The sequence below is a fragment of the Lachnoclostridium sp. An14 genome, assembly GCF_002160755.1.
GTDB lineage: Bacteria > Bacillota > Clostridia > Lachnospirales > Lachnospiraceae > Lachnoclostridium_A.
This window is the reverse complement of record NZ_NFLE01000061.1, coordinates 1-15,609: the sequence shown is the minus strand read 5'-3', so window position 1 is coordinate 15,609 and position 15,609 is coordinate 1. Positions and strand designations below refer to the sequence as shown.

The window sequence follows — 15,609 nt, the reverse complement described above, 5'->3', positions numbered from 1 at the left end:
CAAATGGATGCTCTTTTTTCATTCACTTGATAGGTGAAAAGCAATATTCAGTTAAAATACAGTAACTATGTGGCTTTCAGCCACATTCGTGGCAAAGTCGTGAATAATTCAGGATAAATTCTTCTAAATCATTTCTGCTTGCATTCATGGAATTAGCCCTCTTTGAACGATACCTATATATATTAAATTATATCACTAATGCGGAGAAAATTCAATTTACATTCAGAGCGTATTCGTGTGTTTGTGAAGATTCCAGATTGAGATTTTCAAAAGAAAGTGGTATACTTAAATGTGATTCAGTGTAATATTTCGGAAGCAAAACTGGAAGGTAATTAGATTATGGAAATTAGTTACAAAAAATTATGGAAAGTGCTAATCGATAAAGACATGAAGAAAAAGGATTTGCAGGCTGCAGCGGGCATAAGTTGGGCATCAGTTACCAAATTGTCCAAAGGTGAATCTGTCAGTATGGAAGTGTTAATGAAGGTTTGCAAAACTTTGGAATGCAATATAGGAGATATCATGGATTTGATACCGGAAGAAAAAGAGGAAAATTAAGAGAGACAATGGCGAGTTCAAAGAAAAACGATGTGATAAGTGTAGCGCCTCCGCATAGTGTGAAAAAATTTGAACTGATTTCAGAGTATGTGAAGGCATGGATACAAATTTTGATGCTTAATCCTAAATGTAAGGGAATTGTTTATATAGACTGTATGTCAAACAGCGGCGTCTATAAAAACGATGATGGCGAAGAAATAAAAGGTACGCCTCTATTGGTGTCAGAGATAATAGCGGATGCTATGCAGACATATACAGACAAGAAAGCGTACATTTATTTCAACGATGTGCGTGAAGACAAAATTGATCTGTTGAAGACGAGACTCCCAAAACAGACGAGTAATTTCCAGATATATACGGAAGTTATGGATGCAAATGAGCTTTTAAGAACAATCGGAAATCAGTTTGCGACCATGTTCAAAGATATGCATTTTTTGCTGGTGTATGATCCCTATGATGCGCATATAGAATGGGATGCGATGATGCCGTTCCTAAAGAACTGGGGAGAAATTATTATCAATCATATGGTTTCAGATACCATCAGAGCTGCAAAGACGGCAAAAAAGCCGGAAGTGATTGAAAAATATGAGGAAACTTATCAAATGTCAATAGATGAACTGATTAATATTGGCAGCGATAGGAATGTATATGAAAAGCAGATTGAAAAAATAATTTTAGAGAATAGTGGGAGAGGTGAAGGAAGATATTACATTGCGGCATTCCCGTTCTTCATAAGAAGCAATACTGTTGCTTATAATCTTATTCATTGTACAGGACATTACAAAGGTTTTGAATTGTTTAAGACGACTGCATGGAAAACATTTGGTGATAAATCATCTATGAAGAACACTCATAATAATGAAAATCAGATGCAGTTGAGCTTTAATGAAAAAGGTGAGATTGTATATTCTGTTCCGTCGGATGAGTCTTGTTACAACTTGAGAGATGCAGCTCTGTATGTGCAACGACATTTTGCAGGGAAAAAAGATGTTCCCAATGATGAAGTATGGACTTATTTGGGAGAACATCCGGTATTTCCTACAAGAGATTACAAAAATAAGATTAGGGATGTGTTGAAAAAGGACTTCGGAATGAAAGCATCCAGAAGTTCAATGACATTTTCGGATAGGAGCTATTAAATATGCCAAAAGTAGAAGGCTATATACAAAGAAAATCCATGCTTTATAAGACAGGGGTAGAGTATGGAGATTATACGATGAACTTCGTCCAGGGATGTTCTCATGGATGCAAGTATCCCTGTTATGCCTTCTCACTAAAGAAAAGGTTCGGACAGGTAAAAAAATATGAAGATTGGCTGAAACCATATTTGGTCTCCAATACATTGGAATTGCTGGATAAGGAAATACCAAGATTTAAAGACAAAATTGAATCCGTTCAGCTTTGTTTTACTACGGATCCTTTTATGTATGGGTATCCGGAAGTTGAGCGGATGGCAATTGATTCGATAAAGAAATTGAACGCGGCAGGAATTAAGTGTACGACGTTAACAAAGGGAATATTGCCACAGGAACTGGCACAGTGTTCGTCAGATAATGAGTACGGAATCACATTGATATCTTTAGATGAAGATTATCGGGAGATGATGGAACCGGGAGCTGCTCCTTATGCAGAACGATTAGCTGCTCTTAAAGGGCTTCATGATCAGGGCTGTAAGACATGGGTAAGTGTAGAACCGTACCCGACGCCAAATCTTATACAGCAGGACCTGATGGAACTGTTAGAATCAATCGGATTTGTTGATAAGATTATCTTTGGAAGAACAAATTATAGTAAAAAGATAAGTGAGTACAAAGAACATAAGAAGTTCTATAACGAGTGTGCAAAGACAGTTATGAAGTTTTGTGATGAGCGAGGGCTTGCTTGTCACATAAAAGAAAAGACCATTACCGAGAAATGAGTCCGTATTTAGGGACAGCCACTTTAGTAGGATGATATTGTCCCATCATAGACAAATTTGGTGAATCATAGGAGGAAACGAGATGGCAGCGATACATGATCTGCTTGCACAGATACAAGATGAGGCTCTTCGAGAGCGAATTGAAAAAGAAATTGACAAATTATCAAAGACTAAAAAATTTGGATTAGTATTTGAAGAACATATGCCAGAATGCACACCATTGTATGATGTTCCGGTAAAAAGGGGAGCTACAGTTGCAAAGCGTGATGGCGCAATTAATGATATTTATGTAGTCCAGTCAATGAAAGGTGAGAATGCTATATGCATGAAAAAATCATCGGATTCTATAGAGGAAATTTCAGTGAGTGATTTGGTTTCCGTAGCTGAGTTTGGTGATCTGATATATCCATATCTTAAACCTTTGGATGTGCTTTGCAATGCACCAGATAATGATCTTTGGCATTCTGTGATAGAAGCGGATAATTATCATGCTCTGCAACTTTTGGAGTATTTATATGCAGGAAAAATTGATTGTATTTATATAGATCCGCCATACAACACAGGGGCAAAGGATTGGAAGTATAACAATGATTATGTGGATTCTTCTGATTCATATCGTCATAGTAAATGGTTATCGTTTATGGAAAAGAGGTTAAAACTTGCAAAAAAGTTGCTTAATCCTAAAGACTCCGTGCTTATCGTAACGATTGATGAAAAAGAGTATTTACACCTTGGGTGCTTATTAGAAGAAGTATTTTCTGATGCGAAGATGCAGATGATTAGCAGCGCAATTAATGGAAAAGGTGTTGCAAGAGATAGTGAATTTGCAAGAGTTAATGAGTATATTTTTGTCGTTCGTATTGGAGAAGCAAGTGTCACACCGTTATCTTTACCAGAAGAATGGATGGGTAATGTAAAAACATCTACAACAAATCGAGTAAGGTGGGGAAGTTTAATGAGAAGTGGGTCAGGGGCTTTGAGAACTGATTCACCTGGCTGTTTTTATCCAATTTACATATCCAAGGACAAAAAACATTTTTGTGGTGCTGGAGATGTAGTTCCGCCTGGAGTAGATAGAAATACTGTTCCTATTCCGAAAGATGTAATAGCTTTATTCCCAATTCACGATGATGGGGTTGAAGGAAGATGGCAGTACTCAAGAGATAAATATTTAGAAATCCAGGAAAAAGGATATGTCAGAATAAGTACTCAAACTGCGAAAGGAAAAGAGGCTACATTACGTTATATTTCTGAAGGATGGCAAAAAAAAGTTGAGTCTGGAGTTATTAAAGTTATTGGAAAAGCTGAGGATGGATCAGTTTTATTAGACGACAGTGATTATGAGAAAGAGTTTGTTCCCGGAAACCAGTGGTGGATACCATCTCATGATGCAACTGAATTTGGAAGTAAGTTGTTGACTGGAATTATTGGTAAAAGATTTTCATTTCCTAAATCAGTATATGCTGTACAAGATGTGTTGCGATTTTTTGTAAAGAGTAAAAAGAATGCATTAATCTTAGATTTTTTTGCGGGTTCAGGAACAACACTTCATGCAGTAAATCTGTTAAATGCAGAAGATGGTGGAAATAGACGTTGCATTTTAGTAACAAATAATGAGGTTTCAGTTGAAGAAGCTACAGAATTAGAAAAGAAGGGGATTAAACCTGGAGATCTGGAATGGGATCAATTGGGAATTGCTCGGTATGTTACCTGGCCAAGAACGGTATGTTCCATCAAAGGGTGTGATATAAAAGGAAAGCCACTAAAGGGGAAATATATTAATACTGATATTGATATGGCTAATGGATTTGCCTCGAATGCAATGTTTTTTAAATTGGGCTTTTTAGATAAAACAGCTGTGGCTCTTGGAAGACAGCTATCTGAACTATTGCCTGTATTATGGCTAAAGGCAGGTGCGCATGGACAGTGCCCGGTATTGGAAAATGATAAGGAGCCATTGATTATACTTCCAGAAAATTATATGGCAATTCTTATAGATGAAAAGCACTATATTGAATTCGCAAATCAGATGGATGCATATCCTCAAATTGAGACTATATATTTTGTTACAGATTCGGAGGCTGGATACCGGGAGATGATTTCGAGATATCCTGACAAGAAGACTTACCAATTATATAGAGACTATTTAGATAACTTTAGAATAAATACGGGGAGGTAATTTATGAAAGTTGAGTTATTTCCATTTCAAAAAAGAGTATTAGCGGATTTAAGGCTAAAAGTTGGAGAAGCAATTGGTGGTTTTCAGAGAACACATTCAAATCAAGTTGTTTCTTTTACTGCTCCAACAGGAGCAGGGAAAACAATAATAATGGCATCACTCATCGAAGATATTTTTTGCGGTACAGTTGATTACCCTGAACAGCCTAATGCGATATTTATTTGGTTGTCAGATTCACCACAATTAAATGAACAATCTAAATTAAAAATTGATTTGAAGGCGGATAAAATAAAGATTGGTCAATGTGTAACAATAAATGAAGAATCATTCAACCAGGAAATTTTGGATGATGGTCATATCTATTTCTTAAACACACAAAAACTTGGAAAGAGTTCTAATCTTACAAAACGAAGCGATGCCAGACAATATACTATTTGGGAGACTTTAGCAAATACAGCCAGAGATAAGAGTGATCGTCTGTATGTTATTATTGATGAAGCACACAGAGGAATGCAAGGACGTGACGCTGGAAGAGCAACAACAATCATGCAGAAATTTCTTAAGGGAAGTCCTGAAGATGGATTAGCTCCAATGCCGGTTGTAATAGGTATGTCTGCCACATCTGCAAGATTCAATGCACTTGTACAGGGTACTACATCTACTACTCAGTACAGTGTTGTTACAACGGATGAAGTACGTGCATCTGGTTTGCTTAAGGACAGAATTGTTATTTCGTATCCAGAAGAAAACAATGGTAATAAGGATATGGCAGTTCTTCAGGCGGCTGCAGACGAATGGAAGGATAAGTGGGATCATTGGTATCAGTATTGTTATGAACAGCACTATGCCTATGTAAATCCAATTCTTGTTATTCAGGTTCAGAACAGCACAGGTTCAAATGTGTCTGCGACGGATCTGGATGATTGTGTTCGGAAGGTCGAGGAACGATGTGGTATTAAGTTTCAGGAAGGCGAAGTGGTTCATACATTTGGGCAGACTACTTCTGTCTTGAAAATCAATGGGTTGAACGTTCCGTATGTTGAACCATCAGCTATTGCTGAGGATAAGAGAATTAGAGTTGTATTTTTTAAAGAAAGTTTATCAACTGGTTGGGATTGTCCTCGTGCAGAGACTATGATGTCATTTCGTCATGCGACTGATGCAACTTATATTGCCCAGCTTCTGGGAAGAATGATTAGAACTCCTATGCAGATGCATATTCAGGTTGATGATACCTTGAATGATGTACATCTTTATTTGCCATACTTTAATGAGGATACAGTTAAGGATGTTGTAAATGAGCTGCAGAATGCTGAAGGTGGAGAACTCCCGACTGATATTTACGGAGAATCCTTGGAATCAAGAGTGATGGAAACTCTTACAGTCAGACCAAGAACTACTTCTGGAACCAGAACACGTAGTGAGCACACCACACCTGGACAAATATCACTTTTCGATATGACTGGCAACGGCTCAGAAATGTCTATGGCTAATACGGTGCACGAGCAACCAGCACCATATGGAACTTCGTCAAATGCTGCTAATATTAGTGCTGTTTCGATTGGTGCTCAAAATCAGACACCGGCAACAAGTGTTAATCAGGTAACACAAAGCCAGCCTGCAAATAACGTATCAATACCTTCAAATATCCAGACACAGAATCAACAGCCTACAAATACTGCAACATCAGCAGTTATGCCTCCACAGGTTTCACAGGATGAGCCGGAGAAAACATTTGATCGTGAGGCTGTTATGAAAGCGATTAACAATTCTGGTCTTCTTTCATATGATGTCAGAACAGTAAGAATCAATAATTACTTAAATTCTTTGTATAGCTTAGCAAGACTTCTTACACAGTCAGGAAAATATGCAGATGCGACAGATGATGTAATTGAAGAAATTGTAAAAATGATAAGAGAGTATGTTACCGGACTGAAACGTGACGGAAAGTATGAGGAGATGGCTCATCATATTATGGAATTTGAAATGAAGTCTCAGGTATTTGATGCATTTGGTGAGACTGTTAAGGATGATAATATCCTTTACCATTTCATGTCTACGACAGACACAGATATTGATAGACAGTTTAGAAGAGCTGAAAATAAGCTTGGAAATGAAGGTGTTGGTAATAAGTACGGTAGATATTTCTATAATCCAGATGATCCGAACGAGTTCAAGATTGATGTAATTCTCTATGCTGCAGATGATAATTGCATAGCAAGACTTATGTCATATGCAGAGAGAATGTTCCGTAAAATGAACGATGATTACCGCAGGAAGATTGTTGGCTTGGAAGAAAGATTTATCAAGCAGTACAACACAATTGTATCTGATGGAGATATCGTTTCTAAGCATAATTTTAGATTACCTGAAACTATTACGCAGCCAAGAGAAATTAATGGCAGAAATTATACAGATCATTTGTTTGTAGACGATTCTGGGACTGCGAAGATTAATCTTAACAACTGGGAAGAAGGCGTTTTGGAAGAGGAGCAGTCACAGGCAGATTTCGTTTGTTGGCTTAGAAACCCTCCTAGAAAGCCTTGGTCTCTTTGTATTCCTTATGAGATGGGAGGAGAACAGAAACCGGCTTATCCAGATTTTATCATTGTGCGTAAAGATTCAGATATGGAATATGTGATTGATATTTTAGAACCACATGATCCTACTCGTATAGATAATCTTGGAAAAGCAAAGGGGTTTGCGGAATATGCAAGACAGAATCCGGGCGTAGGAAGAATACAGCTTATAAGAATGGGTAAGGATGGAGCTGGTAAGAAGCGATTCAAGAGACTTGATATGGCAAGGAGCTTGGTTCGTGATAAGGTATCACGTGCTATGACTAATGATGAATTGGATCACATCTTTGAAACAGATGGATTCTTTATGTAAGTACTAAAAGATTGGAGGCTTCATGATGGAGAATAACCAGATTGTAAGCAGGATGAATACTTATCTTCATACATCAGCAAAATTTCTAGAAGAATGGCTTGGGAATCTGCTTCCCAAGACCTCTGATTATTGGTGGGAAGAGTGCGTAATTGAAAAATTGAGTTATATTCAAAGAGAAACAGCAAAAAGTAGAGGTTTTACCAAGCTGGAGGATTTTGATTTGGCTGCTCTTCTGCGCATTGCCGACAAGTCCTGGTATGCAATGAGAAATGTAGCATATCTTCCTACAAAAGAGAGAGAATGCATTCGAGATATGATGCGTGTTCGAAATAACTGGACACATTGTAGCGCAGTGCTTCCGGGCAAAGATACTATTATTGCTGATTTATTTACTTTGCATCAGTTTTTTGAACAGATGGAAAGTGATGACAAGCTGATCAACGAAGTTGACATTATGATTGAAGAAGTGAAGTCTCCATCAACAGTCGATTTTTCTTCTATTTTAAATACAGAGGAATCAGCTTCTGTGGAACAGGAAGAAGTTGGGGATGAAAATGATATTGCAGAAAAGAGTCTCGTGTATTTAATTGGTGATCCTTCTGTGAAAGGCATCGTAATGTCTATCACTGATCTTGGTGATACAAAAAAATATGCTGATGAGAAGAAACTGGCTACATTATCTGAGTACTTTGTGCGTTCAAAATCAGAAGTGATAATTGCGAATATGCTTGTCCAAGAAGAGATTCCGTTTGTATATGAAGAGCCTCTATTTGCACCAGATGGAACGATGTTCCTTCCTGATTTTACAGTAAAGCTCAGAGGAGAAACATATTATTGGGAGCATGTGGGCAGATTGGATTTACCGGATTATCGAGCACATTGGGAGATAAAAGAAAAGTGGTATGAGAAGCACTTCCCTGGTAAATTGTTGACTACATTTGAAGGAAAAGATCTGTCTACATATGCCATGGGAATTATCAAAGACCACAAATAAAGTCATATAGGAATATGAAATAAGCGGCCTCTGGCAAATACCGGAGACCGCTATCTTTAATCTTTTTTGTAAAATGGCGTCTCATACCCATCGCCTCTAATCAGGATATCAGGCATCCAGTCCGGAGACCTACTCATGACATTGCAGATGGATTTGTAATCGACATCCTGACTACATTCGATGATGAGCTCATCATGGACATGACCACAAATAAAGCGGTGGGAGAGGTTACGCATGGCAAAACAGAGAAGGTCTCTGGAGACTGCCTGCACGATGTTTTCTACGAACTTCGGACCGTAGCTTTCGATGCGTTCCCATTTTTTAGTGGAGCCGATGCCTTCATAGGTTACGGATTCACCGCCAAATCGATTTTCTCCGATGCGAGGTTTTACATAGCTAAGAGTTCTACCAGAAGGGAGTTTGATGAAGAGCATCCCGTTTCTACATAGAAATTTGATTCCGTTTACTTCTGTAGGAACCTTCATTTTGATAGCAGTCTTGACGGCATTATCCACCTTCCACCAGAAGGCGGTAATATTTGGATTGGAGGCACGCCAGGAATCAACCAGTGGCTGAAGCTCATCCTCTGTTAATCCCATATCCAAAGCTCCCATAGATATAAGAGCACCGACGGATCCTCCATAGCCTAAGGCAAGCTCTGCGATTTTGCCCTTCTGTCTGAGATGTGAATTGATGCCGTGCTTTTCGACCGGTACTCCAAACATCTGACTGGCAGAAGCACAGTAGATATCCTTACCTTCTGCAAATACTTTGGAGCGCCAGGATTCACCAGCGAGGTATGCAAGGACTCTGGCCTCGATTGCAGAGTAGTCGGATACCACGAATTTGTATCCCGGTCTTGCAATAAAGGCGGTACGAATCAGCTGGCTTAAAGTATTTGGGATATCATCGTAAAGCAGTTCCAGAGTATCATAATCACCGGTACGGACAAGCTCACGAGCATCAGCAAGGTCATTCATATGATTTTGCGGTAGATTCTGTAACTGGATCAATCGTCCGGCCCATCTTCCTGAACGGTTTGCACCGTAGACTTGAAACATACCGTGAGCTCTACCATCTTTACATACTGCATTTTGCATGGCCTGGTATTTCTTTACGGAGGATTTTGCAAGCTGGAGCCTGAGTTTCAATGCGGTAGTTACATCACCATCAGTATTTTTTATCATAGCAGCCACATCCTTCTTACCAAGGGATTCTGTTTCAATACCATGATCAGAGAGCCATTGTTTCATCTGAACTACGGAGTTTGGATTATCGAGGTTCGTGATATTCTGCATGGATATCATAAGCTCTGACTTGGACCTTTCATCGAAGAAAATAGCATTTTCTACTACATCCATATCCAGCATAATTCCACGGTCATTGATTTCCTGGTCGAGGTGATATTCATCCCAGACGAAATCAGGAACCGGGAATTTTGATAATCTTTGTTTGATAGCCATTTCCACTTCTACATCACGTTTATTGTAGGCTTTGAAGTTTTTCCATTTATCGGGAGCATATTCTGGAAGGTTTCTGTTTCTGCCACCATTTATCTTTGTCGGTTTACAAGGGCAGCAGAAGTATTTGATGAGGTCTTTGCCTTCCTTCATTTTTTGATTCTGCAGCTTAAGAACTGCACCGACACCTTCAAGAGAGAGTGGTAAGCCCATATAGGCAGACCATATCATGGTACATTTCCATGAGGCTGGATCCAGGTATTTTGATGCAGGATCTTCTGGAATACTGTAGCCTTTGAAATGCTCAGGGTGATGTTTTCTAATCCAATTGGATAAACAGATTCTTTCAAAATTGGCATTGAAAGCCCATTTTGTAATAGTATCATCAGATAAAGCTGCAAGGATATCATCAGGAATGGTATCGCCACAGGCAAGATCAAATACCTGTACTGCACCGCCATCAATGGATACACCGAACAGTAGTATTTCAAAATTATCAGACTCAACGTACTTGTAGGCTCCGCATTTGGAGATATCGACATCGCTATAGGTCTCTAAATCAATTGACATTTCTTTTATCATAATCTCATTCCTTTACAAAAAGGGCAGCAGCACCGGGGAGTACTGCCGCTTTGATATTAGTTTCCTTTTGGGTTCTACTCTTTTGGCTGGAACCATTTTGCCTTTGGGAAAAGCCAGTGAAGGAAACGTTTTGCAACACCCAGGAACCACTTCCAGATTGCAGCAAGTCCCATTAACCAGAAACCGGCTAAGAAACCTAAAAGGGATCCGCGGATAATAGCATCTAATATTTCGTTAATAGAATCCATAGTCATAATATTTTACCTACTTTCTTTGATTGCCACAGGCGGCAGAAGTATTACCACCGCCTGCTTGGTTGTCGTTGTTACGTTTGATTAGTCAAGGAAATCTTCTTCTTCATCAGAAGCGAAGTCATCTTCAGCTCTGGACTTGCCTCCAAGAGGCTCACCGTCTCGAATCTTCTGGAGATTATTGAGACCGCAAGCAATCCCCTTGTTGCCGTTGCTGTTAAAAGCGTAGAGATTGATGGAAGCTCTGCCGTAGACACCGGAATATCTTTGATGTCATTTCCCCAGGAAATCATTTCATCCACCTTTGCTAGGATAGCGGCGATTTCAATGTTATCCAGGGTGGCTGGCATTTCAAAGTCATATTTTGCAAGCTCCAGATTGTATTCTGCACGCTTTCGGCAGGTGGCTTTTACCTTACAGAACTGACAGTGGTCACCAGCTTTGAATTCGCCTTTGCCTATATAGGCAAGCTGTGCGGTAGGTGCCAGAACTTCGTCAGCCCATTTCAGAAGTTTCTCCTTGGAAATGGTGTAAGTACTGATATTGTCATGTCTTGGCTGGAAAATGGTCATCTTTATCTAACTGATATCGTAGAGATCTCCGAAGGATTCCAATGCACCTAAGGCGTAGCACATCATCTGACTGTTTCCGCCATGCTCATCATCACCGGCACTTACCAGGACACCAAGACCGTGTTTGTAATCGATAATCTGTAGAACCTCATCTGCAACGATGACACAGTCACCGGTTCCAAAGCCGTTTTCAACCCAGCGGGAGAAGTCCAGTCGCTGTTCGATCATGACCTGTGGGTCCTGGCATAATTCCTTGGCTGCTTCAATTTGTTCCAGTACATAATTCCTGTATTCCTCTGCGTAGCTTTGCATTTCAGCATCGTAGAAGGTAAGGCTTTCTGTCGGATCAGTTCCAGCTCTGCCAAGAGCTTTTTCCACAAGGTAGGCGCACAGCTCATGACAATCGGTTCCTTGCTGTGCATATTCGGAGGTTTGATCCGCAATATTGGCACAGAGATTTGCGCTTGGTGGGCAGGCTAACCATCTGTGACTGGCAGAAACGGAGAGGTATGCGTGTTTAGGCATTTCCAATCACCTCGGCTTCCTTAAGAATGGTTGCATAGTCATCAGGATTTACCTGCTTTAACTGCTGAGCACCATATTTCTCAAGAAGCTCCTTGACTTCCTTCTTATATCCAGCGGCTGCTTTGGAAGCGAGCACGGCACGAACATTTTCCTTGGTGTAGATAGGTTCCGGTGCTTCATCAGCTTTCGCCGTTTCGGGAGCCTTGGTGACTTTCTTGGCTGGCTTTGTTTTTGTTTCTTCTGGTGCTTCTTCTGTAGAAGAAAAGACGTCCTTGATTGCGTTAGCAGCTTTGATCATTCCTTCGCCGCAGACAATCATTTCATCAAGCACCTGAGATAATTCACTCATTTTGCTCATCTTGTTTTCCTCCATTTTCTGTATTCTGTTGTCTTAGATTGGCTGCCAGTCGTTTGGCTACAACACTGATTGCGATGAGAGTGTCAATGAGCTCTTCATCGATGGATGGTGTAGCCTGCTGGCTTTTATCAATCGTTTCTGCCTGCATCTGCAGCACCTCGCTTTCCGAATGGCTTTCGTGCCTTTCTATCTTCCTAAGCGCATCTGGAAATTGTTTTTCCGGTCGAGAGCATATTTTTTTGAAAAAAGTTTTGAAAAGAGCCAGAGCATTTTTCGCTTTTATAAGGAAGCGGTACTGCTCTGGCTGTTGTTTTTAAAAATTTTTTGTTTGTTAACCGGAAAAGTGTAGGTCAAACCCGCTTAGAAAGTTAGGAGGATTTTGTTCCTTACTTTATAGAAACGAGGTTTGAGATATGCAGGTAACGATTTTTACAGCAAACTGCATTGGCTAGGCCGCTAACTGTAGCTATCCCAATAAGGTGACAGTAGTCACGCCGGAGCAGTTTCGGGAGGCGGTGAAGGCAGATCATGTTTGCGCAGAGTACAAAGGAAATTATCGAGGTATTGGTAATTTCATTCGTTCGGACGTGATTGTTATGGATATTGATAATGATCATTCGGAGGAACCGGCAGAGTGGATTACAGCTGAGAAACTGGAGGAAATATTCCCTGATATGGAATATATGCTTGCTTCCAGCAGACATCATCTGCTTCCAAAGGAGGGAAAGTCAGCCAGACCGAGATATCACATCTATTTTCCTATTTCAGAGATTACAGATGCAGAAGTGTACGGGAATCTGAAGGAGGCGTTGCAGAAGGAGTATCCCTTCTTTGATGGAAATGCATTGGATGCAGCAAGATTTATTTCGGTGCTGATTGTGAAGAAATATTGGTACATGATGGCTGGATGACGATTGATGAAGAAATTGATGTCAGTCAGTTTATTGAGGAGGAGAACTTTGATGCTGAGGATTCAGAGAATGCATACGGTGGACCGATTCTGGAAGGGAGCAGAAACAATACCATGAGCCGTTTTGCCGGGCGTGTACTGAAACGTTATGGAATTACAGAAAAAGCGCATGAAACATTCCTGGAACATGCAAAGAAGTGTGATCCACCGCTACCGGGGGCGGAGCTTAAGACTATCTGGAACAGTGCGGTGAAGTTCTTTCAGAAAAGCATTGTGAATCAGGAGGGATATGTACCACCTGAAGAATATAACGCTGATTTTAAAAGTGTTTCATTGAAACCTGAAGACTATTCGGATATTGGCCAGGCAAAGGTGTTGGCTCGAGAGTATGGAAATGAACTGAAATATACCAGTGCTACAGACTTCTTAAGATTCGATGGTGAATGTTGGCGTGAGGACAAGCAGATGGCAATCGGTGCTATTGAAGAATTTCTGGATCTGCAGTTTCAGGATGCTATGGATGAGGTGGCAAGAGTTGAGAAGGCGTTAGAGGATGCAGGTGTGCCGAAGGAATCTATCCAGGCTGGTCCCAAGGAGCTTTTGAAAGAGGTTGATGGAAAGCTGATTCCTTTGGTTTACGTGCTGATGGGTGCCCAGACCTATTTGAAGTTCGTTCAGAAGAGACGTGATTATAAGTATATCGTGTCTGCTGCAAATACGGCGAAGCCAATGATTGCTATCTCGGTGTCGGATCTGGATAAGAACGAAAATCTAATTAATACACCTTATGCAACCTATGACCTTAGAAAAGGACTCGCAGGGGAACAGCCTCATAATCCGGAGGATTTGATTACGAAGATTACGGCCTGTTCACCCGGAGAAGAGGGAAAACAGACATGGCTGGATGCCTTGAACCTTTTCTTTTGCAAGGATCAAAAGCTGATGGATTATGTACAGGAGACTGTGGGTATGGCTGCTATCGGCAAGGTGTATCAGGAGCACATGATTATAGCTTACGGTGGTGGTGCCAATGGTAAGAGTACTTTCTGGAACACTATTTTCAGAGTGCTTGGCAATTATGCGGGAAAGCTTTCAGCTGAGGCATTGACCATGAACTGCAAGAGAAATGTGAAACCGGAGATGGCAGAGCTTAAAGGGAAACGCCTCATTATTTCTTCGGAAATGGAGGAAGGCATGAGACTGAATACGGCTGTGGTGAAACAGCTTTGCTCTACGGATGAGATTCAGGCAGAGAAGAAGTATAAGGATCCGTTTTCCTTTGTGCCGTCACATACACTGGTTCTCTATACAAATCATCTTCCAAAGGTAGGAGCCAATGATGATGGTATATGGAGAAGGCTGGTGGTCGTTCCCTTCAATGCAAAGATTACAGGGAAAAGCGACATCAAAAACTATGCTGACTACCTGTTTGAGCATGCCGGTCCTGCAATTATGAGCTGGATTATCGAAGGTGCGAAGAGGGCGATTGATAAGAATTTTCATACGACACTGCCGGATGTCGTAGAGGCTGCTATCCAGGCATACCGCGAGGACAATGACTGGCTGGGGCAGTTCCTGGAGGAATGCTGTGAGATGGATCCTTCCTATAAGGAAAAATCAGGTGAGTTGTATCAGGCATACAGAGCGCATTGCATGCAGAATGGCGAATATATCCGCAGTACCACAGACTTTTATTCTTCGATGGACAAGGCTGGCTATAACCGAATCCGCAAGAATACCGGAGTGCAGGTCGTGAGATTAAAGTTTAAGGAAGGACAGGAATTTTTGGAGTAAGAATAGGCTTTTTTGTGTAGGTCGTTAACCTCAGTACATAAAAGTTCCTTTAGAAAGAATTTGAATAAAAATCTGCTTAAGAGAGTTTTACGGAACGAGGTACTCGACCTGCACACCTGTTAAGAATGATGGGGGCGTGTGATGCGTGAAAAATATATGGAACAGAGATTGGTGAGAGAGGTTAAAAAGCGTGGTGGCTTGTGTGAGAAGTGGAATTCTGGTTCATCGGGCTGGCCTGACCGACTTGTTTTATTACCTGATGGGAAATTCGGGTTGGTGAAAGTGAAGGCATCGGGAAAGAAACCAAGAGTTTTACAGGAGCACAGGCATGGCCAGCTAAGGGCTCTTGGATATAAAGTATTCGTCCTGGATGATGTAGGACAGATTGGAGGGATTCTTGATGGAATACAAGCCACATAATTATCAGCAGTTTGCAATCAATTATATATTAGAACATCCGATAGCAGCCGTGATACTTGGGATGGGACTTGGTAAGACCCACGACAAACGCACGAATGAACAAATTATGAACATCCGTCTTTTTTCTGGTATACTAAAAGAAAAAAGGATGGGATGTTATGAAAGAAGTGTTAGATTTTGTAAGTACGGTGACGGA

At 40.6% G+C, this 15,609-nt stretch carries 13 protein-coding genes and 2 pseudogenes; 10 read left to right on the top strand and 5 right to left on the bottom strand.

Translation table 11 applies throughout. The features are described from left to right. Positions 1 to 339: 339 nt before the first annotated feature. From B5E84_RS19550 to B5E84_RS19525, 6 genes are all read left to right on the top strand, one after another. Complete coding sequence (locus tag B5E84_RS19550) at positions 340 to 558, top strand: helix-turn-helix domain-containing protein (RefSeq protein ID WP_087226464.1); 219 nt, start codon at positions 340 to 342, stop codon at positions 556 to 558. 8 nt (positions 559 to 566) lie between these two features. Beyond that, entirely contained in the window at positions 567 to 1,697 is a 1,131-nt protein-coding gene (tcmP, locus tag B5E84_RS19545; protein ID WP_162612909.1) for a three-Cys-motif partner protein TcmP, read from the top strand. Between the two features lie 2 nt (positions 1,698 to 1,699). Beyond that, a complete protein-coding gene (locus B5E84_RS19540) occupies positions 1,700 to 2,476 on the top strand; it encodes a radical SAM protein (RefSeq protein ID WP_087226458.1) in 777 nt (258 codons plus the stop codon). An 82-nt stretch (positions 2,477 to 2,558) separates the two neighbouring features. After that, positions 2,559 to 4,655 carry a site-specific DNA-methyltransferase gene (locus B5E84_RS19535; protein WP_087226455.1) on the top strand — a complete coding sequence of 699 codons (2,097 nt, stop codon included), beginning with the start codon at positions 2,559 to 2,561 and terminating at the stop codon, positions 4,653 to 4,655. A gap of 3 nt (positions 4,656 to 4,658) precedes the next feature. Beyond that, on the top strand, positions 4,659 to 7,547 hold the full coding sequence (locus tag B5E84_RS19530; RefSeq protein ID WP_087226452.1) for a DEAD/DEAH box helicase: 2,889 nt from the start codon (positions 4,659 to 4,661) through the stop codon (positions 7,545 to 7,547). A gap of 25 nt (positions 7,548 to 7,572) precedes the next feature. Further along, positions 7,573 to 8,541 carry a Swt1 family HEPN domain-containing protein gene (locus tag B5E84_RS19525; RefSeq protein ID WP_087226449.1) on the top strand — a complete coding sequence of 323 codons (969 nt, stop codon included), beginning with the start codon at positions 7,573 to 7,575 and terminating at the stop codon, positions 8,539 to 8,541. 56 nt (positions 8,542 to 8,597) lie between these two features. Here the strand turns inward: B5E84_RS19525 and B5E84_RS19520 are convergent, their stop codons facing one another. The 5 genes and pseudogenes from B5E84_RS19520 to B5E84_RS20950 all read right to left on the bottom strand — a co-directional run bounded on the left by B5E84_RS19520 (position 8,598) and on the right by B5E84_RS20950 (position 12,437). Further along, entirely contained in the window at positions 8,598 to 10,583 is a 1,986-nt protein-coding gene (locus B5E84_RS19520) for a DNA polymerase (protein WP_242963448.1), read from the bottom strand. Between the two features lie 335 nt (positions 10,584 to 10,918). After that, a pseudogene (locus B5E84_RS21170) lies at positions 10,919 to 11,098 on the bottom strand (ssDNA-binding protein); the annotation flags it as partial. Beyond that, a pseudogene (locus B5E84_RS19505) lies at positions 11,077 to 11,931 on the bottom strand (DUF2800 domain-containing protein); the annotation flags it as partial. The pseudogenes B5E84_RS21170 and B5E84_RS19505, both read right to left, overlap by 22 nt. Continuing rightward, on the bottom strand, positions 11,924 to 12,289 hold the full coding sequence (locus B5E84_RS19500; protein WP_087226443.1) for a hypothetical protein: 366 nt from the start codon (positions 12,287 to 12,289) through the stop codon (positions 11,924 to 11,926). The pseudogene B5E84_RS19505 and the gene B5E84_RS19500, both read right to left, overlap by 8 nt. Then, positions 12,273 to 12,437, bottom strand: coding sequence for a hypothetical protein (locus tag B5E84_RS20950; protein ID WP_204248631.1), 165 nt, complete (start codon positions 12,435 to 12,437; stop codon positions 12,273 to 12,275). The genes B5E84_RS19500 and B5E84_RS20950 overlap by 17 nt, the downstream gene beginning before the upstream one ends. Before the next feature lie 448 nt (positions 12,438 to 12,885). Here B5E84_RS20950 and B5E84_RS21355 point away from each other — a divergent pair, with 448 nt between their 5' ends. The 4 genes from B5E84_RS21355 to B5E84_RS20945 all read left to right on the top strand — a co-directional run. Further along, positions 12,886 to 13,200: a hypothetical protein gene (locus B5E84_RS21355; RefSeq protein ID WP_330374316.1), complete on the top strand. Its 315-nt coding sequence runs from the start codon at positions 12,886 to 12,888 to the stop codon at positions 13,198 to 13,200. Next, positions 13,197 to 14,993: a phage/plasmid primase, P4 family gene (locus B5E84_RS19490; protein ID WP_330374315.1), complete on the top strand. Its 1,797-nt coding sequence runs from the start codon at positions 13,197 to 13,199 to the stop codon at positions 14,991 to 14,993. The genes B5E84_RS21355 and B5E84_RS19490 overlap by 4 nt, the downstream gene beginning before the upstream one ends. A gap of 141 nt (positions 14,994 to 15,134) precedes the next feature. Next, positions 15,135 to 15,413, top strand: coding sequence for a VRR-NUC domain-containing protein (locus B5E84_RS19485; RefSeq protein ID WP_087226435.1), 279 nt, complete (start codon positions 15,135 to 15,137; stop codon positions 15,411 to 15,413). Next, a partial coding sequence (locus B5E84_RS20945) for a hypothetical protein (protein WP_087226432.1) occupies positions 15,394 to 15,609 on the top strand: 216 nt, incomplete at its 3' end. The genes B5E84_RS19485 and B5E84_RS20945, both read left to right, overlap by 20 nt.